We start from the raw sequence: 19,484 nt of genomic DNA, 5'->3' as shown, positions 1-19,484 counted from the left end.
CGTGCCTACTCAGAATGCGCCGGCAAACTGGAAGCGCGATCCCGGATGCCACAGCGTGACATCGGTGGCGATGCGCCCGTGCGCCCAGGTGCGACGCTGCAGAACCAGGCACGGGTCGCCGATGTCCATCCGCAGCCGGTGCCGCGCGGTCGCATCCGGCATCCGCGCAATGATCAGGTATTCGGCCCGCTGCATCGGCGCTTCGCGCGTCATGTAGGCGTTCGGCGTCAGGGTGCGGAAGTCCTGCTCCAGATAGTGCGGATACAGCTGCGGATTCACGAAGCGGTCCTCGAGCTGGATCGGCACGTCATTGTCGAAGTGGAGCAGGCGCGAGTGGAATGCTTCGTCGCCCAGATCGAGTTCCAGCGCCTGCAGTGCCGCGCGGTCGCGGGTCCGTTCCAGCAGCAGCACCTCGCAGTGGTGGTGATGGCCGCGGCTGGCGATTTCGTCGGCGATATTCCGGATCTGCACCAGCGTGGACTGGTACTTCTGCCCGGCGACAAAGGTGCCGGCGCCCTGGATCCGGGTCAGTACCTGTTCTGCGGTCAGCTCGCGCAAGGCACGGTGCACGGTCATCCGCGACACGGCGAACTGCTTGAGCAGTTCGTGCTCGGACGGAATCTGCTCGCCGGTCTGCCAGATGCCCTGCTCGATCTGGCGGCGGACATAGGCCTTGATCTGGGCATAGGCGGGAACGGGTTTGGGCTGGACGGGGCTGGGCATGGGCAGGGCCGGCGACGGAATGGCCGGCACTATAGCATGGCTTGTATAGCCAACCGGGCGCGGCGGACGGCGCCGGGACGCTGCGGTATGCTGGTCGGGAATCCAGTCATGCGGGGAGTGAGCGACATGCCCAGAATCGTCGCCAGGCACATTGTCAAAATCTTCGGCCACGGCAGTGAGCGGGCACTGGCCATGCTGCGCCAGGGGGCGGCCAAGGCCGAGGTGCTGGCCGCGACCGGCTGCACGGTCGGCCTCGACGACGTGTCGCTGGAGATCGACGCCGGGCAGGTGTTCGTGATCATGGGGCTGTCCGGTTCCGGCAAGTCGACGCTGGTGCGCCATTTCAACCGGCTGATCGACCCGACCGCCGGTGAAATCCTGATCGATGGCGAAGACATCCTGCAACTGGATGCTGCCGGGTTGCGCGCCTTGCGCCGGCGCTCGGTCAGCATGGTGTTCCAGCACTTTGGCCTGCTGCCGCACAAGAGCGTGCTCGACAACGTGGCCTACGGGCTGGTGGTGCGCGGCGAGAGACCTGCGCGCGCGCGCCAGGCGGCGCGGCACTGGATCGACAAGGTCGGCCTGGCCGGCTACGAGGCCATGCGGCCGGATGCGCTGTCCGGCGGCATGCGCCAGCGGGTCGGGCTGGCGCGGGCGCTGACCGCCGATACCGACATCCTGCTGATGGACGAGGCCTTTTCCGCACTGGACCCGCTGATCCGGCGGGAAATGCAGGACCAGTTGCTTGAGCTGCAGGCGACACTGCACAAGACCATCGTCTTTATCACCCACGATATCGACGAGGCATTGCGGCTCGGCCAGCGCATCGCCGTGTTGCGCGATGGCCGGCTGGTCCAGGTCGGCGACGCCGACGATATCGTCAACCGGCCGGTCGACGACTACGTGCGGCGCTTTGTCGACCGGCGCTAGTCGAAAGCCAGCGGGCTGTGCGCGGCGAACGCGCCCTCGCGGACCAGGGCGGTCACGGCGGCAATGTCGGGGGCGAAATAGCGGTCGATATCGTAATGCGGCACATGGCGGCGCAGCAGCGACATGACCTCGCGCAGGCGCGGGCTGGTGACGTGCGGGCCGCGCAGGTCGATGCCCTGTGCCGCCGCCAGCAGCTCGATGGCGAGAATGGCCGCGGTATTGTCGGCCAGATCGGCCAGCTTGCGCGCGGCAAAAGTCGCCATCGACACATGGTCTTCCTGGTTGGCCGAGGTTGGCAGCGAGTCGACCGAGGCCGGATGGGCCAGGGTCTTGTTTTCGCTGGCCAGCGCGGCGGCGGTGACATGGGCAATCATGAAGCCGGAATTGACGCCGCCATCCCTGACCAGGAACGGTGGCAGGCCGGACAGCGTGGCGTCGATCAGCAGCGCAATGCGCCGCTCGGCGATCGAGCCGATCTCGGCGACGGCCAGCGCCAGGTTGTCGGCGGCGAAGGCGACCGGTTCGGCGTGGAAATTGCCGCCGGACAGCACTTCGTCGCTGTCCGGGAAAATCAGCGGGTTGTCGGATACGGCGTTGGCCTCGATCAGCAGCACCGAGGCGGCATGACGCATCTGGTCGAGGCAGGCGCCCATGACCTGGGGCTGGCAGCGCAGGCTGTAAGGGTCCTGCACCTTGCCGCAGTCGCTGTGTGACAGGTTGATGGCCGAGCCTTCCAGCAGCGTGCGGTAAGCCGCGGCGGCGTCGATCTGGCCGGCCTGGCCGCGCAGCGCGTGGATGCGCGGATCGAACGGCGCCGTCGAGCCGGCGGCGGCATCCACCGACAGACTGCCGGCCACCAGCGCGGTACGGAACAGATCCTCGATCGCGAACAGATTGTGCAGCGCCAGCGCCGTCGACGCCTGGGTGCCGTTCAGCAAGGCCAGCCCTTCCTTGGCCGCCAGGGTCATCGGTTGCAGGCCGGCCGCGGTCAGCCCTTCCGCCGCCGGCGCGCGCCGGCCGGCGATGAATACCTCGCCGACACCGAGCAGCGCGGCGGACAGGTGCGCCAGCGGTGCCAGGTCGCCGGAAGCGCCGACCGAACCCTTGACCGGAATCAGCGGCAGCACGTCGGCGTTGTACAGCGCAATCAGGGCGTCCATGACCACGCGGCGGACGCCGGAATGTCCCCGGCCGAGGCTGGACAGCTTCAGGGCGATCATCAGCCGGACTACCGGCGCCGGCATCGGCTCGCCGACGCCGACCGCATGCGACAGCACCAGATTGCGCTGCAGCAGTTCGAGCTGATCGTGCGGGATGTGCGTGCTGGCCAGCCGGCCGAAGCCGGTGTTGATGCCATAGGCCGGCGCACCCCGGGCGGCAATGCGTGCCACGGTATCGGCGCAGGCGTCGATGGCGGCAGCGGCGGCCGGATCGAGTTCCAGCGGGGGCGCGTCACGGTCGACAAGACGCAGTTGCGCCAGGGTCAGGGCGCCGGGAGTGAGCGTGAGCATACAGTCATCCTGTGAGCGGGTCGGAGTGCGGATGAGTGTAATGTATAGTCAATTCGTCTGGCTATATTGTCAGACAGAAAGACGATTTATTCCCGTTTGCGCCCAAAATAATGGGGAATTAGTGAATATTTCAGAATTCATTACCTGATATGTATAGACATTTGGCGGGCGTGGTGATTCATGCCGCGTCCCACAGCGGCAGCGTGATGCCGATGCCGGCATCGTCGTCGTCCCCGAAGCGGACGCCAACGCCGAGCAGGCGCACCGGCTTGCCGCCGCGTGCCCAGGCGCTGTCGAGCAGCAGCGAGAACACCTCGCGGTCCGGCTGTGCACACAGGCATTCCATGCTGGTCTGGCGGAAGTCGTGGAAGCGGATCTTGACGATGGCCTTGTGCGGCGTGCGCGGATCGGCAGCGCGGGCCAGGCGGCGGAAGAAATCGTCGCACAGCGCCGGCAGTGCGGCCCGGCAGGCGGCCAGGTCGGGCAGATCCTGGGCATAGGTGTACTCGACCGACAGCGACTTGCGCACCCGCTCGCTGACCACCGGCCGGCTGTCGATGCCGCGACACTGGTGGTACAGCGAACGGCCCAGCTTGCCGAAATGCTGCTCCAGCGCTTCCGGCGTCCATGCCTGCAGGCTGGCGCAATCACTGACGCCGAGCCGGGCCAGCCGGGCGGCGGTTGCCTGGCCAACGCCCCACAGTTTTGACACCGGCAGCGGGCGGATAAAGGCGTCGACAGCGGACGGCGGTACCACGAACTGGCCGTCGGGCTTGTTCCAGTCGCTGGCGATCTTGGCCAGCAGCTTGTTGCCGGCGATGCCGGCGCTGGCGGTGATGCCGACCTCGCGCGCGATCCGCGCCCGGATCTCCTCGGCCATCCGTGTCGCGCTGCCCAGGCAGTGCGGCTGGCCGCTGACATCGAGATAGGCTTCGTCCAGTGACAGCGGCTCGACCCGGTCGGTGTACTCGAGAAAAATGCGGCGGATGGCCTGCGACGCCTCGCGGTAGCGCGGGAAGTCCGGTGGCAGCAGCACCAGGTCGGGGCAGGCCAGCATCGCGCGGCGGGTGGACATGGCCGAACGCACGCCGAAACGGCGGGCCAGGTAATTGCTGGTCGCAATGACGCCGCGCTGGTCGGAGGCGCCGCCGATGGCCAGCGGCACCTCGCGCAGCGCCGGGTTGTCGCGCATCTCGACCGACGCGTAGAAGCAGTCGCAGTCGACATGGATGATCTTGCGCTCGGCGCTCATGGATGACGATTGCCGTGGCGGGGCGAGCTCAGTGCGAGCAGCCGCAGCCTTCACCGCAGCCGTGGTCGTCGTGATCGTGTTCATGATCGTGTTCATGATCGTGTTCATGATCGTGGACCGCATCGATATCGGCGAACAGCAACGGTGCAGCGGCAAAGTGGCCCTGGCTCAGCTTCATTGCCTGCAGGTATTCGCTGAAATCACGGCACAGGATGGTTTCGATCAGCCCGCCGATCTCGATGTCGAGCAGAAAGGCGACCGGGCCGAAACCGTCCAGCGTCACCGGCTGCTGCTCGGCGAACGCCGTGCTCCACACCGAGCCCACGCCCTCGGCCGCACCGACCCGGGTAAAGCCGAGCTGTTGCAGATAGGCCTCGACGTCGTCGCAGTCCTGATCGTCGGCAAACAGCGGGTCCTTGGTCAGCGCGACCAGACGGCCGCTCTCGATGCAATGTGCCATGGTGATGTTCCTGTCAGTGCCGGGGCCCGGATGGGCCGAGGCGGGCATTTTACGCCCAGGCGCCGGGCGCGGCGACGCCGTTGCCGGCCTGATGCGCCGGCAACGGCATCCGGGGCTTACTTCTTCGCGCTGCGGGCGTCGTACGCGGCCTGATTGGCCAGATAGTGGGCGAGGCGCGCGGCCTTGCGGGCGACGCGGGCCGCTTCCTCGTCGGCCTTGGCCTTGGCAGCCGCGGCGTTGCGGGCCTTTTTCGCGGCCTTGGCGGCCTCGCGCGCTTCGGCTTCAGCCGCATCGAGGGCGGCGACTTCTTCGCGGCTCAGGCCCGGGCCGGTCTTCTCGAACCAGGCGATGCTCTCGACGTGGCCGGTATGCGGGAACATGTTGACGATGCCGGCTGCCTTCAGCGTGTAGCCCTTGATATTGACCAGCACGCCGGCATCGCGTGCCAGGGTGGCCGGGTTGCACGACACGTAGACGATGCGTGACGGCGCGTCTTCGTTCAGCGATTTGACCAGATCGATGGCGCCGTCGCGCGGCGGGTCGATCAGCATCTTGTCGAACTTGCCGAGGGCGGTCAGCGATGCCTCGGTCAGGTCGAACAGATTGGCCATGCGGTAGTCGACGCGATGATCGAGGCCGTTGTGGGTAGCGTTCTCGATGGCACGCTCGATCAGCTGTGCGCTGCCTTCCATGCCGAGCACGGTCGCGCCGGAGCGGGCGATCGGCAGCGTGAAATTGCCCAGTCCGCAGAACATGTCGGCGATGCGTTCACCCGGCTGCGGGTCGAGCAGGCGCATTGCACGCTGGACCATCACCCGGTTGATGCCGGGGTTGACCTGGGTGAATTCGGTCGGCTTGTACGGCATCTCGATGCCGAACTCCGGCAGGCGGTAGCACAGGCGCGGGGCGTCGAGCGGGTAGAACGGGTGGGCGGTGTCCGGGCCCTTCGGCTGCAGCCAGAATTGCAGCGGCAGGGCGCGACCGGCATTGTGGCGGTCGGCGAAATCGCGCACGAGCGCCTCGTCGGCGGCGGTCAGCGGGTCCATGGTGCGCAGCACCAGCACGTCGACATCCTCGCCGCCGGCATATTCGATCTGCGGCATGCGCTCGCAGATCGACAGCGAGGCGATCAGCCCGCGCAGCGGCACCAGCAGCACCGAGATACGCTGCGGCAGGATGTGACACTCGGTCATGTCGGCGATAAAGCTGGAGCGCTTTTCATGGAAACCGACCAGCACGCTGCCCTTGCGGGCGACCCAGCGTGCCGACATGCGGCCGCGATGACGGTAGCCCCATTCCGGGCCATAGATGGCCGGCAGCACGACTTCCGGCGTGACCTTGCCGATCCGGATCAGGTTGTCTTCCAGCACGCGCTGCTTGACGGCGACCTGGGCATTGAACTCGACGTGCTGCATCGAGCAGCCGCCGCAGACATTGAAATGCGGACAGCGCGGTCTGGCGCGCATGAAGCTTTCTTCCAGCACCCGGGTACAGTCGGCGTTCTCGTAGGTGGCCTTGCTCCGGTAGGACTGGTATTCGACACGCTCGAAAGGCAGCGCGCCGTCGATGAACAGCGTCTTGCCGTCGACGTGGGCCACGCCGTGGCCGTCATGGTCGAGCGATTCGATGGTGGCGATGGGTAACATATGTTTACAATTCACGCGAAAACGCTATTTTCTCAAAAAACGCGCAGTCGTTCAGACCTTTCCTGAGGCCACGAGTATCTAATGCCCATGTTCACCCCGATCCGACGTTCTCTTTTCACCCTGGTCCTGCTCGGCGCATCCGCCGTGGCGGCCCCGTCGCGCGCGGCGCCGGTGCCGGACGTGCAGGTCAGCGAGACCGGTTATCACGTGGTGATCAATCTGCCGCAGACCCGGCTGTTCCTGTATCGCGACGGCAAACTGGACACGATTTACCCGGTTGCGGTCGGCAAGACGCTGACCCAGACACCGGCCGGCGAATACTGGGTGACCGGCATTTATCACAACCCGGCCTGGCATGTGCCCAAGTCGATCCAGGCCGAGATGAAGAAAAACGGCAGGACGGTGCAGACCGTGGTGCCGGCCGGGCCGAACAATCCGCTCGGCAAGGTGTTTGTCCGCTTTGGCGAGCCCCGGCTGGGTCTCGGCATTCACGGCACCAATGCGCCGTCCAGCGTGCCGGGTTTCCGCAGCCACGGCTGCGTGCGCATGCGCAACGACGACGTGCTGACCCTGGCCCGGACGGTGTCGACCGATGTGCCGGTCTCGGTCATCAACCAGTCGGTGATCATGAATACCGACGCGCGCGGCGACCTGTGGCTGACGTCCTATCCGGACATCTACAAGACCGCGACCACCGGCCCGGCGGAAGTCACCGCCGCTGCCGAGAAGTGGGGCAGCGAGCACAATCGCAAGGTCGACGGCAGGCTGGTCAAGGCGGTGCTCGGCAAGCGGACCGGCCAGCCGGTCTGCGTGACCTGCAGCGGCAGCCGGCCGGAAGTGGCCCAGGCCGGTCTGGCGCCGGTGCACTGGCTCAGCGGCTCGGCGCAGACGGATCCTTCGCCGCTGTTCTGACGGCAACGGGGGGGGGCACCGACGGCTGCAGTGGCGTTGGTGCAGGCCCGACTGATTGCGAAACTGGTGGGCACGCCGTCAGCCTGTCTGATTCCGACACCCTCCGCCCTCGCCGCCGCGAGGGGACCTCGCTGCGCTCGTCCGTTCTTCGTGGAACGGCGTGACGGTGTGGGTGCGGCCGGCTGCAGTGGCGTCGGTGCAGGCCCGACTGATTGCGAAACTGGTGGGCACGCCGTCAGCCTGTCCGATTCCGACACCCTCCGCCCTCGCCGCCGCGAGGGGACCTCGCTGCGCTCGTCCGTTCTTCGTGGAACGACGTGGCGGCGGGCGCGGCCGGCTGCGGTGGCGTCGGTGCAGGCCCGACTGATTGCGAAACTGGTGGGCACGCCGTCAGCCTGTCCGATTCCGACACCCTCCGCCCTCGCCGCCGCGAGGGGACCTCGCTGCGCTCGTCCGTTCTCCGTGGAACGGCGTGACGGTGGGCGCGGCCGGCTGCAGTGGCGTCGGAGCAGGCCCGACTGATTGCGGAACTGGTGGGCGTGCCGTCAGCCTGCCGGACTCCTGCACCCGTTGTACGTCGCAAGGGTTATGGACAATCTGCGGTCCGCGTAGAATACGGGTCTTCGCCTGATCCTACCGAATGCATTCCGACATGATCCGTACCCGTTTCGCTCCGAGCCCGACCGGCTTCCTGCATATCGGCGGTGTCCGCACCGCACTGTTTTCCTGGGCCTATGCCCGCAAGCATGGCGGCACTTTCGTGCTGCGCATCGAAGACACCGACCTGGAGCGGTCGACGCCCGAGTCGGTGCAGGCGATCCTCGACGGCATGCACTGGGTCGGTCTCGACTATGACGAAGGTCCGTTCTACCAGACCCATCGCTTCGATCGCTACAAGGCGGTAGTGAAAGACCTGCTGGCTTCCGGCCATGCCTACCTGTGCTACTGCAGCAAGGAAGAGCTGGACGAAATGCGCGCCGGCCAGGAAGCCCGCGGCGAGAAGCCGCGCTATGACCGCCGCTGGCGTCCGGAACCCGGCAAGACGCTGCCGCCGGTGCCGGAAGGTGTCGAACCGGTCGTGCGCTTCCGCACGCCGCTGGATGGCACCGTCGCCTGGGACGACCTGGTCAAGGGCCGTATCGAATTTGCCAATGAAGAACTCGACGACCTGATCATTGCCCGCCCGGACGGCAGCCCGACCTACAATTTCTGCGTGGTCATCGACGACTGGGACATGAATATCACCCAGGTGATCCGCGGGGACGACCATGTCAACAACACGCCGCGCCAGATCAACATCCTGAAGGCGCTGAATGCACCGCTGCCGCAGTATGCGCACCTGCCGATGATCCTGAACGCCGACGGCCACAAGATGTCCAAGCGGCGCGATGCGGTCAGCGTGGTGCAGTACGACGAGCAGGGCATTCTGCCCGAAGCGCTGCTGAACTACCTGGCCCGGCTGGGCTGGGGCCATGGCGACGACGAGTTCTTCACCATGGAACAGTTCGTCGAATGGTTCAGTCTCGAGGCCGTCAATCCGGGCCCGAGCCGCTTCGACCGTGAAAAATTCCTCTGGGTCAATCAGCAGCACATGAAGGTGGCCGACAATGGCCGGCTGGCCGCACTGGTCGAGCCGCGGCTGAACAAGCTGGGCGTGAAGGCCGAAAACGGTCCGGCGCTGGCCGACGTGATCGCGCTGGTCAAGGAACGTGCGCACGACCTGAACGAACTGGCTGCGCAGTGCGACTACTTCTATGTGCGCCGCACGCCGGTCGACGCCGATCTGGCCAAGCATTTCGACGCTGACGCCCGGGCGCGCATCGGCCGCTTCGGCGAGCGCCTGGCGGCGCTGCCGGAGTGGAACGCGGAAGCGATCCATGAACTGTTCAAGCCGTTCTGCGCCGACGAGGGCATCAAGATGGGCCTGCTCGGCATGCCGCTGCGGGTGGCCGTATGCGGAACCGCGCAGACGCCGTCGGTCGATGCCGTGCTGGCGCTGATCGGTCGCGACGCGGTGCTGGCCCGCCTTCGCGCCTCCGTGCAAGGCTGACCCGTCAATCCACCTGGACCCTGTCATGACCCTGCAACTGCCTCGCGGCCCGGTGATGATCGACGTCGCCGGCGTCCGCCTGACCGACGAAGAAAAGCGCCGCCTGTCCAACCCGCTGGTCGGTGCGGTGATCCTGTTCCGGCGCAACTTCGAATCGGTCGCACAACTGCGTGCGCTGACCGGCGAGATCCGTGCGCTGCGCAGCCCGCACCTGCTGATTGCGGTCGACCACGAAGGGGGGCGCGTCCAGCGCTTCCTGGACGGGTTTACCCGCCTGCCGCCAATGCGCGTGCTGGGCGAGATGTGGGCGCGCTCGCCGGATCAGGCCCGTGACACCGCTCGCGCCGTCGGTGAAGTGCTGGCGGCCGAGCTGCGCGCCAGCGGCGTCGATCTGAGCTTCACGCCGGTGCTCGACCTCGATCATGGCGTCTGCGCGGTGATCGGCAACCGCAGCTTCCACCGCGACCCGCAAGTGGTGGCCGAACTGGCTGCCGCGCTGATCGGGGGGCTGGCGGCTGGCGGCATGATCGCCTGCGGCAAGCATTTCCCCGGGCACGGTTTCGTGGCCGGCGATTCGCACCACGAGATTCCGGTCGACCATCGCGACTACGCCGAGATCGAGCGCGACGACCTGGTGCCGTTTGCGCGTCTGGTGCGTGCCGGTCTGCACGCCGTGATGCCGGCCCACGTGGTCTACGACCATGTCGACCCGAATCCGGCCGGCTTCTCGCCGTTCTGGATCGGCACCGTGCTGCGCGAGCGGCTCGGCTTCACCGGCACCCTGTTCAGCGACGACCTGTGCATGGAAGGCGCCGCCGGCGTTGGCGACATCGTCGCCCGTGCCGAAGCGGCCTTTGCCGCCGGCTGCGACATGGCGCTGGTCTGCAACCGGCCGGACGTGGTCGACGAGCTGTTCTCGCGCTTCAGCGCACCGGCACTGCCGGCGCTGGCGGCACGGCTGGATGCCATGGCCGGGCAGGGCGATGTCGATACCTGGCGCGCCCACCTGGACAGCGAGGCGTTCCGCGCCACCCGGCAACGGGTCGCGGCACTGTCGATGCCGGCCGATGCCCTGGCCGGACCGGCCGTCGGCGAGGCCGCCTGAAGGTTTCGGCACCATGGATGACAATGGCCGGGCAATTGCCCGGCCATTGTTTTTGCTGCCTCGCAGCCGGAGGGGATGCAGATCCGCCTCCGGTCCCACTGCGGGCTACATGTCTCCGTGCTTGCTGGTGTCCAGCTCGCCTTCCCACTTCGACACCACTGCCGTGGCAACGGCATTGCCGAGCACGTTGGTGGCGGAGCGGGCCATGTCGAGGAAGTGGTCGACGCCGAGGATCAGCAGCAGACCGGCTTCCGGAATGTTGAACTGGCCCAGCGTCGCCGCGATCACCACCAGCGAGGCACGCGGCACCCCGGCCATGCCCTTGGACGTGACCATCAGGATCAGCAGCATCATGATTTCCTGGGTCAGCGTCAGCTCAATGCCATAGGCCTGGGCAATGAAGATGGTCGCGAACGTGCAGTACATCATCGACCCGTCCAGATTGAACGAGTAACCGATCGGCAGCACGAACGAGGCGATCTTGTTGTTGCAGCCGAAGCGTTCGAGGTTCTCCAGCGTCTTCGGGTAGGCCGCTTCCGAACTGGCGGTACTGAAGGCCAGCAGCACCGGTTCGCGGATCGAGCGCGCCAGGCGGAACACGCTCTTGCCGAGGAACAGCGAGCCCAGCAGCATGATGACCAGCCACAGCAGCAGGATGGAGCCGTAGAAGCTCAGCATGAAGGTGCCGTAAGTGGCGAGCACGCGCAGCCCGTTTTCGGCCACCACCGCCGCCACGGCGGCGAACACCGCGACCGGAGCGAAGTTCATGATGTAGGTGGTCACCTTCAGCATGATGTGGGCGACCATGTCCATGTCCTTGATCAGCGGCTCGGCCTTCGGGCCGAGGGCTGCGGCGGCAACGCCGAAGAAGATGGCGAACACGACGATCTGCAGGATTTCATTCTTGCCCATGGCATCGATGATGCTGGTCGGGAACGCGTGATGCAGGAAGTCCTTCAGTGACATCGCCGCCTTTTCCACCCCGCTGGCCGCATTGACGTCGGGCAGTGGCAGATGGAGGCCGACGCCGGGCTGCAGCAGGTTGACCATGATCAGGCCAAGCAGCAGCGACATCAGCGACATGCAGATGAACCAGCCGAAAGTCTTGGCGCCGACGCGGCCGATGGTCGCGCCATCGCCCATGCGGGCAATCCCGACCACCAGCGTCGTGAAGACCAGCGGCGCGATGATCATCTTGATCAGGCGCAGGAAGATATCGGTCAGCAGCGAGATGTAGCTGGCGAACTCGGTGATGAAGCCGCCTTCGCCACCATGCTGGTTGACGATGTAGCCGCAGACGATGCCGAGCACCAGGGCAAGCAGAATGTATTGTGTTAGTCGTTTTGACTGCATAGAAGCTCTCCATGACCACCGGCAGACTGCCGATGGCCACCCCTTCGGGTTATTTAGCTGTCATTCTCCAGTGTCGGGCTGCACTGGTGCCAAGGTCGCGCAGTATAACTATTGGTTTTTTGTTATGAACAAGAAATTTTCAATTCGTATCAAATTTTCTTGCCGGATTTTCGATAAAGACTGAATTTATGTCGAAAATATGTAAATTGTGTCGACGAACGGCAACAAAACCCTACATTTGCATGAATTGATGTGGATCATTGAACAGGAATCGGGTTTCCGGGTAAGCCGGTCGGTCGGTGCGATTGTCCGGCAATGCGCGCTGGCAGCCTCGCTGCACGCGGGGCGCAAAACGCGGTAAGGTAGCGCTTTTGCAACGGAACGACGTGACCCCATGATCATCGTCATGCAACGCGGCGCCAGTGACGCCGAAATCGATGCTGTCGTGGCCCGGATTCGCGAGCACGGCCTCAGTGAACATGTGTCAAAAGGTTCCGAACGCACCATTATTGGCGCGATCGGAGACGAACGACCGCTGGAGCCACGCCACTTCGAACCCCTTCCCGGCGTCGAGCGTGCGCTGCATGTGGTCAAGCCGTACCGGCTGGTCAGCCGCGAAACCCAGCCCGAGGACACCGTGGTCAGCATCCATGGCGTCAGGATCGGCGGTCCGCAGCTGCAGGTCATCGCCGGCCCCTGCTCTGTGGAAACGCCGGAACAGATGGCACTGTCGGCCGCCGGCGTCAGGGCTGCCGGTTGCCGGATGATGCGCGGCGGGGCATTCAAGCCGCGTACCAGTCCGTACAGCTTTCAGGGACTTGGCGTCGAAGGGCTGGAGCTGCTGCTGGCGGCGGCCCGGCCCGCCGGCCTGCCGGTGGTGACCGAGCTGATGGATGTGCGCATGCTCGACACCTTCATGGAGCATGACGTCGATGTGATCCAGATCGGCGCGCGCAATATGCAGAACTTCGACCTGCTGAAGGAAGTCGGCCGCATCAACAAGCCGGTGGTCCTGAAGCGCGGACTGGCCAACACCGTGTCGGAATGGCTGATGGCTGCCGAGTACATCGCCGCCGGCGGCAATCATCACATCATCCTGTGCGAGCGCGGCATCCGTACCTTTGAAACCGCCTACCGCAATACGCTGGACCTGACGGCGGTCATGGTTGCCAAGCGCGAGAGTCACCTGCCGGTCATCGTCGACCCGAGCCATGCCGGCGGCAAGGCGTGGATGGTGCCGCAACTGGCGCGCGCCGCCATCGCCGCCGGCGCCGACGGGCTGCTGATCGAAATGCATCCGTCGCCGTGCGATGCCTGGTGCGACGCCGACCAGGCGCTGTCGCCGGCCGAGCTGGCCGAGCTGATGGATTCGCTGCGCCTGATTGCCCAGGCGGTCGGCCGCACCCTCTGATCTGCTTCCGGCCGGGTGCCCACCGGCCTCCCTTTGACCATGCAGGACTCCACCATGAGCGATATCGTGCACGTCACCTTGACCCAGCAGCAGGGCTACCAGTTTCTGATCGACTTCGGTGCGGCCATGCCGACGCTGCTGGCGGATGAACCGCCGCCGCTGGGCGAGGACAGCGGTCCGTCGCCGGCCCACCTGCTGGTGGCGGCCGCGGCCAACTGTCTGCTGGCCAGCTTCCTGTTCTCCCTGTCCAAGTACAAGCAGGACGCGGGTCGCCTGACGGCCGAAGCCCGCTGCGAAGTCGGTCGCAATGCCGAAGGCCGGATGCGGGTGCTGTCGATCGACGTCGTGCTGCGTCTTGGCAAGGTGGCGGCCGAAATCGAGCATCTCGACCGCATCCTCGGCCAGTTCGAGCCGTTCTGCACCGTCTCGCAGAGCATCTCGGCCGGGGTCCCGGTCCATGTCAGCGTGCGCGATGGCCGCGATACCGTCCTGAAGGACTGAACGCGCCGCCGCCATGCCGACCGTGACCTTTGTTTCCGACCGCCTGCCGGCGCCGGTCAGCGTCGAGGCCGCGGCCGGGGAGCTGCTGCTCGAGGTGGTCCGGCGCGCCGAACTGCCGCTGTGGTGGCGCTGTGGTCACGGCACTTGCGGTGCCTGCCTGGTGCGGGTGTCGCACGCCGGCCAGCCGGTGCCGTTCCGGCTCGGGCGCAAGGAACGCAACGTCATGATCCGTCAGGGCTACCTGCCAAAGACGGCACTGGCTGACGATGACTTCATTGACTCGCCGGACCTGCCGCGCCTGGCCTGTCATATTGCCGTGACCGAAGACCTGCTGATTTCGTTCTGACATCACCTTTTGCCTTGATCCCGCCGCGCTCCCTGCATGCCTTGCTATAACGACAATCGGGCACGCCGCACGGCAGCAAGGGGATGGAGATGGATATCGGCATGGTCGGACTTGGCCGGATGGGCGCAAACATGAGTCGGCGGTTGCTGCATGGCGGCCACCGGATTACCGGGTATGACGCCGATCCGCAGGCAGTGAGCGTATTGCAGTCCCATGGTGGCAAGGCTGCCGCGTCGCTGGAAGCGCTCGTGCATGCACTGGTCGCGCCACGCGTGATCTGGCTGATGCTGCCGACCAGCCAGATCAGCAATACGCTGTCCACCCTGGCGCCGCTCCTGAGTGCCGGCGACTGCGTGATCGACGGCGGCAATACCTTCTATCAGGATTCGATCCGGCGGGCCCGCACCCTCGGCCTGCTCGGTCTGTCCTTTGTCGACGTGGGGGTCAGCGGCGGGGTATGGGGCCGCGAGCGAGGCTATTGCCTGATGATCGGTGGCGAGCAGGCGGTCGTGCAGCGGCTCGAACCGCTGTTCATGACGCTGGCGCCGGCGAGTGGCGATGACAGTGGCGCGGCGGGGGCCGAGCGCGGGTTCCTGCACTGCGGGCCGGCCGGAGCCGGCCACTTCGTGAAAATGGTGCACAACGGTATCGAATACGGGGTGATGGCGGCGCTGGCCGAGGGCTTCGACATCCTGCGTGGCGCCGGTTTTGCCCGCCGCGAGACGGTGGGGCCCGGCATCGACCCGGCGCACTATGCCTATGACTTCAATCTGGCCGATATTGCCGAAGTCTGGCGTCACGGCAGCGTGATTTCGTCATGGTTGCTGGACTTGTCGGCCATGTCGCTGCTGCTGGATGGCGATCTGGCGGACTTCAGCGAGCAGGTGCCCGATTCCGGTGCCGGTCGCTGGACGGTGCGTGCCGCCCTGGACGAAGGCGTGCCAAGCCCGGTGCTGACCGCGGCGCTGTACCAGCGTTTCAGCTCGCGTGACCGGGACGCCTTCGGCCGCCGGTTGCTGTCGGCACTGCGTTACCAGTTCGGCGGCCACGTTGCCGGCCCGGGCCCGGTGCCGGAGAAATGAAGTCCGCCGCCGCCGACGCGCTGGTGATTTTCGGGGCCAGCGGCGACCTGGCCTTCCGCAAGATTTTTCCGGCGCTGCAGGTGCTGTTCGCTCGCCGCCAGATCGACTTGCCGGTGATAGGGGTGGCCCGGACCGCACTGGACCGGCAGGCATTCGCCCGCCGGGTGCGCGAGGCGGCGCTGGCGGCCGACCCGGGTGCCGATGCTGCCGCGCTGGCGCGGCTGGAAGCCCGGCTGGACTTCGTCGCCGGCGACTACGGTGACCCGGCGACCTATGAGCGACTGCGGATCGCCCTGGCGCGCAGTGCGCACCCGCTGCACTACCTGGCCATTCCGCCCTCGCTGTTCCCGGCGGTGATCAAGGGGCTGGAGCAGTCCGGTGCGGCCCGTGGCGCGCGCATCGTGGTGGAAAAACCGTTCGGGCGCGACCTGGCCGGGGCGCGGGCGCTGAACCGGGTGCTGCATGGCGTGTTCCGCGAGCGCGAGGTGTTCCGCATCGACCACTACCTCGGCAAGGAAGCGGTGCAGAACCTGCTGTATTTCCGCTTTGCCAACAGCTTTCTGGAACCGGTCTGGAACCGGATCTACATCGACAATGTGCAGATCACACTGGCGGAAAATTTTGGCGTCGGCAGCCGCGGGCATTTCTACGAGGAGGCCGGCGCCATTCGGGACGTGATCCAGAATCACCTGCTGCAGGTGCTGGCCTGCCTGGCCATGGAGCCGCCGACCGGCAGCGACGACGAGGCCATCCGCGACGAAAAAGCCCGCCTGCTGCGTGCCATCGAGCCGCTGGACAGCCGCAACGTGGTGCGCGGCCAGTATCTCGGCTACCGGCAGGAAGCCGGTGTTGCCGCAGATTCCCGGGTCGAAACCTTTGCCGCCGTCCGGCTGTCGATTGCCAACTGGCGCTGGGCCGGCGTGCCGTTCTATCTGCGCGCCGGCAAGCAGCTGCCGCTGTCGGCGACCGAGGTACTGGTCGAGTTTCGCGGCCCGCCGCAGGCGGTATTCGGCGAGCACCACCCGGGGCACGGCAATTACCTGCGCTTCCGGCTCAGCCCGGAAGTGGTGATTGCGATGGGGGTGCAGGTCAAGGCCAGTGGCGACACGCTGATGGGCGAGACCACCGAGCTGTTTGCCACCCACCAGAGCAGTGGCGCGGCCGGCCCGTACGAGCGGCTGCTGCTGGATGCGGTGCGCGGCGACGGCGGGCTGTTTGCCCGTGAGGACGAGGTGGACGCGGCCTGGCGCATCGTCGACCCGGTGCTGGCCGATCACGGTCCGGTCTATCCGTATGCGGCAGGCAGCTGGGGGCCGGAGGAGGCCAACCGTTTTATCCAGCGCAATGGCGGCTGGCACCGGACGGCCGGTCCGGGAAAGTGAGTCGCTGCTACGGGCAGAGCAGAGCCAGTTCCGTGTACTGCGCGACCAGACTGTCTGCCGTCAGCAGTCGCATGGGTTCGGTCATGGCTGTCGCCACAATCAGGCGATCGAACGGGTCTTTGTGGTGGTTTGCCAGATGCAGGGTCGCCTGGGCGTGCCCGCCACTGACGGCGATCTCGGCAAAGCCGCTTTGCCCGGCAGCAAGACGAATTTCCGCCAGGTCTGCCCGCAGCCTGCCTTGTCCGATCTTGATGGCGAGTTCCCAGTAGCTTGCGGCACTGACATGAATGTCACTGGCTTCCTGAATGACGCGCCGTGCTCTCGGGGACAGCCTGTCATCATCTGCCAGGGCCCACAGCAGAATGTGCGTATCCAGCAGAAGGTGCATCAGTCAGTGCCGGTAAACAGGGCCAGTTCCGCGTCGCTCAGTGGCTGGTCGAAGTCGTCCGGGATGTCGAGCCGGCCCTTGAGCGCACCGAAACGCGGCGCCGTGCAATGATCTATCGCGACCAGCCTGGCTACCGGGCGCCCATGGCGGGAAATGATGACTTCCCGGCCGGCAACCGCCTCATCCACCAGCCTGGAGAGATGATTCTTGGCTTCAGCGAGTGCAGTGGTGCTCATGGTCTTTGCCCTGTGAATCCTGCCTGATCCGAATATAGCCATATATGGCCATATTTGTCATTCCGGGTGCCGCCTGTTGCGGTTGCCCTACATCTCGTCATCGGCGTGAATGGCGGCGGCCTCGTCGACAAACCACTCGGCATTGGCCAGCGCGGTGGCTGGCAGGTCGGTGCCCTGCCAGACCAGGCCGAGTGCGTGTGCCTTGTCGCGGCCGCAGGCAAGGAACAGCCGGGCGCGGGCGGCGGCCAGGGTGTCGTGGCCGAGCGTCATGCGCGGCTGGCCGTCCGGTGCATGCGTCACGGCGGCGATACCGGGCGGGCAGGGTTGCTGCGGGAACAGCGATGCGGTGTGGCCGTCACGGCCCAGTCCGAGCAGGGCGATGTCGAGTCGCGGCGCGACACCGCCGTCCAGCGCGGCAAAGGCATGGCTGAACGCGTTCACGGCTGCCTGCGGGTCGCCGTGGTAGTGCCAGCCGAGCAGCGCGGCCGGTGCCGTCGGCAGTCGGTCGAGCAGGTGATGACGAATCATGCCTTCGTTGCTGTCCGGGTGGTCGACGGGCACGCAGCGCTCGTCACCGACAATCAGGACCACGTGTGGCCAGTCGATGCGCGCAGACTGGGCCGGCGCCGCCAGCCGCCGGTACAGCGCCTCCGGCGTGCGGCCGCCGGCCAGCGCCAGCAGCGCGCGGCCATGGGTGCGGATGGCATGGCCGAGATGGACGATCAGCGCCTCGGCCGCGGCGCAGGCGACGCTGTCGGCGTCGTCGGATACATGCAGTTTTCTTGTCATGGCATTCTTGTTATCGGAAAAAAAGCGACGGACCGCCGCCAAACCGGGCGGCCGGACGTCGCATGGACGGCAGGCGAAAAAAAGGACCCCTCGGGGTCCTTTCTGATCGACGGCGGACAAACCGCTCAGGCAGCAAGCGCCTTTTCGATCCGGCCCAGGGCCTTTTCCAGGTTCTGCATGCTGGTGGCGAACGAGATGCGGAAGTAACCTTCCGCGCCGAAGGCCGAGCCCGGCACCACGGCGACATCCTGCGTTTCCAGCAGGTAGGCGGCCAGCGCCATGTCGGTCTGCTCGGCCAGCTTGCCTTCGGCGGCCAGCACGCGGATTGCTTCGCGGGCGTCGACGAAGGCATAGAACGCACCGCCGGCACGCAGGCATTTCAGACCGCGCATGCGGTTGAAGTAGTCGACCACGTACTGGTGACGTTCGTTGAAGGCCTTCAGCATCGGCGCAATGCAGCCCTGATCGCCGTTCAGCGCGGCTTCAGCGGCCACCTGCGAGATCGACGTCGGGTTGGACGTGCTTTGCGACTGGATGTTTTCCATCGCCTTGATCAGCTTCTGCGGGCCGGCTGCGTAGCCGATGCGCCAGCCGGTCATCGAGTAGGCCTTGGACACGCCGTTCAGCACGATGACCTGTTCCTTCAGATCCGGGCAGGCGTTCAGCAGCGTGTGGAAACGGGTGTCGCCGAGCATCACGTGTTCGTACATGTCGTCGGAGGCGACCAGCACGTTCGGGTGCTTGCGGACCACGTCGCCCAGTGCCTTCAGCTCGTCCAGCGTGTAGACGGCGCCGGTCGGGTTGGACGGGCTGTTGATCACCAGCAGGCGGGTTTTCGGCGTAATGGCCGCTTCCAGCTGGGCGGCGGTCAGCTTGAAGCCCTGCTCGATGCCGCATTCGACGATGACCGGCACGCCACCGGCGAGCAGGGTCATGTCCGGGTAGGACACCCAGTACGGCGCCGGGATGATCACTTCATCGCCGTCGTTGATGTAGGCCTGGCACAGATTGTAGAAGCTCTGCTTGCCACCGACCGACACCAGGATCTGGTTGACGGCGTAGTCGAGCCCGTTGTCGCGCTTGAACTTGGCGGCCACGGCCTTTTTCAGACCCGGGGTACCGGAAACCGGCGTGTACTTGGTGAAGCCCTTGTTGATCGCTTCGATCGCGGCGGCCTTGATGTGGTCCGGGGTATCGAAATCGGGTTCGCCGGCGGCCAGAATGACGACGTCGCGGCCGTCCGCCTTCAGTTTCTGCGCCTTGGCGTTGATGGCGAGCGTCGGCGATTCCTTGATGGCGTTCACGCGGTGCGAGAGTTCCACTTTCTCTTTCCTTTGTTTGCTTCTGGATGGGGGTGAGCAGTCCGGGGTTGCGCGCGCTCGACCCGCGCGCGCAGCACGCCCGATT

General features: G+C 66.0%; 19 protein-coding genes. 9 read left to right on the top strand and 10 right to left on the bottom strand.

Features of this window, described 5'->3' with window-relative positions:
• Window positions 1-9: 9 nt before the first annotated feature.
• Entirely contained in the window at window positions 10-723 is a 714-nt protein-coding gene (gene hutC, locus ACYVG8_RS14290; protein WP_112692427.1) for a histidine utilization repressor, read from the bottom strand.
• Between the two features lie 126 nt (window positions 724-849).
• Between hutC and ACYVG8_RS14285 the strand changes: the two genes are divergently transcribed.
• The gene (locus ACYVG8_RS14285) at window positions 850-1,653 is read left to right on the top strand and encodes a quaternary amine ABC transporter ATP-binding protein (RefSeq protein ID WP_460746131.1); all 804 of its coding nucleotides are present in this window, start codon (window positions 850-852) and stop codon (window positions 1,651-1,653) included.
• Here ACYVG8_RS14285 and hutH read toward each other — a convergent pair.
• The 4 genes from hutH to rlmD all read right to left on the bottom strand — a co-directional run bounded on the left by hutH (window position 1,650) and on the right by rlmD (window position 6,522).
• A complete protein-coding gene (hutH, locus tag ACYVG8_RS14280; RefSeq protein WP_107889706.1) occupies window positions 1,650-3,164 on the bottom strand; it encodes a histidine ammonia-lyase in 1,515 nt (504 codons plus the stop codon). The genes ACYVG8_RS14285 and hutH overlap by 4 nt on opposite strands.
• Before the next feature lie 178 nt (window positions 3,165-3,342).
• The gene (gene dinB / locus ACYVG8_RS14275; RefSeq protein WP_460746129.1) at window positions 3,343-4,500 is read right to left on the bottom strand and encodes a DNA polymerase IV; all 1,158 of its coding nucleotides are present in this window, start codon (window positions 4,498-4,500) and stop codon (window positions 3,343-3,345) included.
• Window positions 4,445-4,876: a hypothetical protein gene (locus ACYVG8_RS14270; RefSeq protein ID WP_460746128.1), complete on the bottom strand. Its 432-nt coding sequence runs from the start codon at window positions 4,874-4,876 to the stop codon at window positions 4,445-4,447. Before ACYVG8_RS14270 ends, dinB begins: the two co-directional genes overlap by 56 nt.
• A 116-nt stretch (window positions 4,877-4,992) precedes the next feature.
• Complete coding sequence (rlmD, locus tag ACYVG8_RS14265; RefSeq protein ID WP_107889709.1) at window positions 4,993-6,522, bottom strand: 23S rRNA (uracil(1939)-C(5))-methyltransferase RlmD; 1,530 nt, start codon at window positions 6,520-6,522, stop codon at window positions 4,993-4,995.
• 87 nt (window positions 6,523-6,609) lie between these two features.
• Here rlmD and ACYVG8_RS14260 point away from each other — a divergent pair, with 87 nt between their 5' ends.
• From ACYVG8_RS14260 to nagZ, 3 genes are all read left to right on the top strand, one after another.
• On the top strand, window positions 6,610-7,434 hold the full coding sequence (locus ACYVG8_RS14260) for a L,D-transpeptidase (protein WP_107890353.1): 825 nt from the start codon (window positions 6,610-6,612) through the stop codon (window positions 7,432-7,434).
• A 652-nt stretch (window positions 7,435-8,086) separates the two neighbouring features.
• A complete protein-coding gene (gene gltX / locus ACYVG8_RS14255) occupies window positions 8,087-9,484 on the top strand; it encodes a glutamate--tRNA ligase (RefSeq protein ID WP_028498844.1) in 1,398 nt (465 codons plus the stop codon).
• 25 nt (window positions 9,485-9,509) lie between these two features.
• The gene (gene nagZ, locus ACYVG8_RS14250; RefSeq protein WP_112692381.1) at window positions 9,510-10,589 is read left to right on the top strand and encodes a beta-N-acetylhexosaminidase; all 1,080 of its coding nucleotides are present in this window, start codon (window positions 9,510-9,512) and stop codon (window positions 10,587-10,589) included.
• 105 nt (window positions 10,590-10,694) lie between these two features.
• Here the strand turns inward: nagZ and ACYVG8_RS14245 are convergent, their stop codons facing one another.
• Window positions 10,695-11,942 (bottom strand): dicarboxylate/amino acid:cation symporter, encoded by a 1,248-nt coding sequence (locus ACYVG8_RS14245; RefSeq protein ID WP_028498842.1) that lies wholly within the window; start codon window positions 11,940-11,942, stop codon window positions 10,695-10,697.
• A 394-nt stretch (window positions 11,943-12,336) separates the two neighbouring features.
• On the opposite strand from ACYVG8_RS14245, the gene aroF reads away from it, so the two are divergent.
• The 5 genes from aroF (at window position 12,337) to zwf (ending at window position 16,664) form a co-directional block, all read left to right on the top strand.
• Window positions 12,337-13,353: a 3-deoxy-7-phosphoheptulonate synthase gene (gene aroF / locus ACYVG8_RS14240; RefSeq protein ID WP_028498841.1), complete on the top strand. Its 1,017-nt coding sequence runs from the start codon at window positions 12,337-12,339 to the stop codon at window positions 13,351-13,353.
• A gap of 54 nt (window positions 13,354-13,407) precedes the next feature.
• A complete protein-coding gene (locus tag ACYVG8_RS14235) occupies window positions 13,408-13,854 on the top strand; it encodes an OsmC family protein (RefSeq protein ID WP_460746126.1) in 447 nt (148 codons plus the stop codon).
• A gap of 13 nt (window positions 13,855-13,867) precedes the next feature.
• Window positions 13,868-14,200: a 2Fe-2S iron-sulfur cluster-binding protein gene (locus tag ACYVG8_RS14230; protein WP_028498839.1), complete on the top strand. Its 333-nt coding sequence runs from the start codon at window positions 13,868-13,870 to the stop codon at window positions 14,198-14,200.
• Window positions 14,201-14,301: 101 nt separating this feature from the next.
• Window positions 14,302-15,282, top strand: a complete 981-nt coding sequence (gene gnd / locus ACYVG8_RS14225; protein ID WP_244879563.1) for a phosphogluconate dehydrogenase (NAD(+)-dependent, decarboxylating) — start codon at window positions 14,302-14,304, stop codon at window positions 15,280-15,282.
• Window positions 15,279-16,664 (top strand): glucose-6-phosphate dehydrogenase, encoded by a 1,386-nt coding sequence (gene zwf / locus ACYVG8_RS14220; RefSeq protein WP_028498837.1) that lies wholly within the window; start codon window positions 15,279-15,281, stop codon window positions 16,662-16,664. Before gnd ends, zwf begins: the two co-directional genes overlap by 4 nt.
• Window positions 16,665-16,671: 7 nt before the next feature.
• On the opposite strand, the gene ACYVG8_RS14215 is transcribed toward zwf, so the two are convergent.
• From ACYVG8_RS14215 to ACYVG8_RS14200, 4 genes are all read right to left on the bottom strand, one after another.
• Window positions 16,672-17,052 carry a type II toxin-antitoxin system VapC family toxin gene (locus ACYVG8_RS14215; protein ID WP_028498836.1) on the bottom strand — a complete coding sequence of 127 codons (381 nt, stop codon included), beginning with the start codon at window positions 17,050-17,052 and terminating at the stop codon, window positions 16,672-16,674.
• Window positions 17,052-17,288 (bottom strand): type II toxin-antitoxin system Phd/YefM family antitoxin, encoded by a 237-nt coding sequence (locus tag ACYVG8_RS14210; protein ID WP_107889712.1) that lies wholly within the window; start codon window positions 17,286-17,288, stop codon window positions 17,052-17,054. The genes ACYVG8_RS14215 and ACYVG8_RS14210 overlap by 1 nt, the downstream gene beginning before the upstream one ends.
• An 87-nt stretch (window positions 17,289-17,375) precedes the next feature.
• On the bottom strand, window positions 17,376-18,077 hold the full coding sequence (gene pgl, locus ACYVG8_RS14205; RefSeq protein ID WP_146745039.1) for a 6-phosphogluconolactonase: 702 nt from the start codon (window positions 18,075-18,077) through the stop codon (window positions 17,376-17,378).
• 125 nt (window positions 18,078-18,202) lie between these two features.
• Window positions 18,203-19,399, bottom strand: a complete 1,197-nt coding sequence (locus ACYVG8_RS14200) for a pyridoxal phosphate-dependent aminotransferase (RefSeq protein ID WP_028498834.1) — start codon at window positions 19,397-19,399, stop codon at window positions 18,203-18,205.
• Window positions 19,400-19,484 lie beyond the last annotated feature (85 nt).

Source organism: Microvirgula curvata, from assembly GCF_054781615.1.
This window is presented reverse-complemented; position numbering and strand designations above follow the sequence as displayed.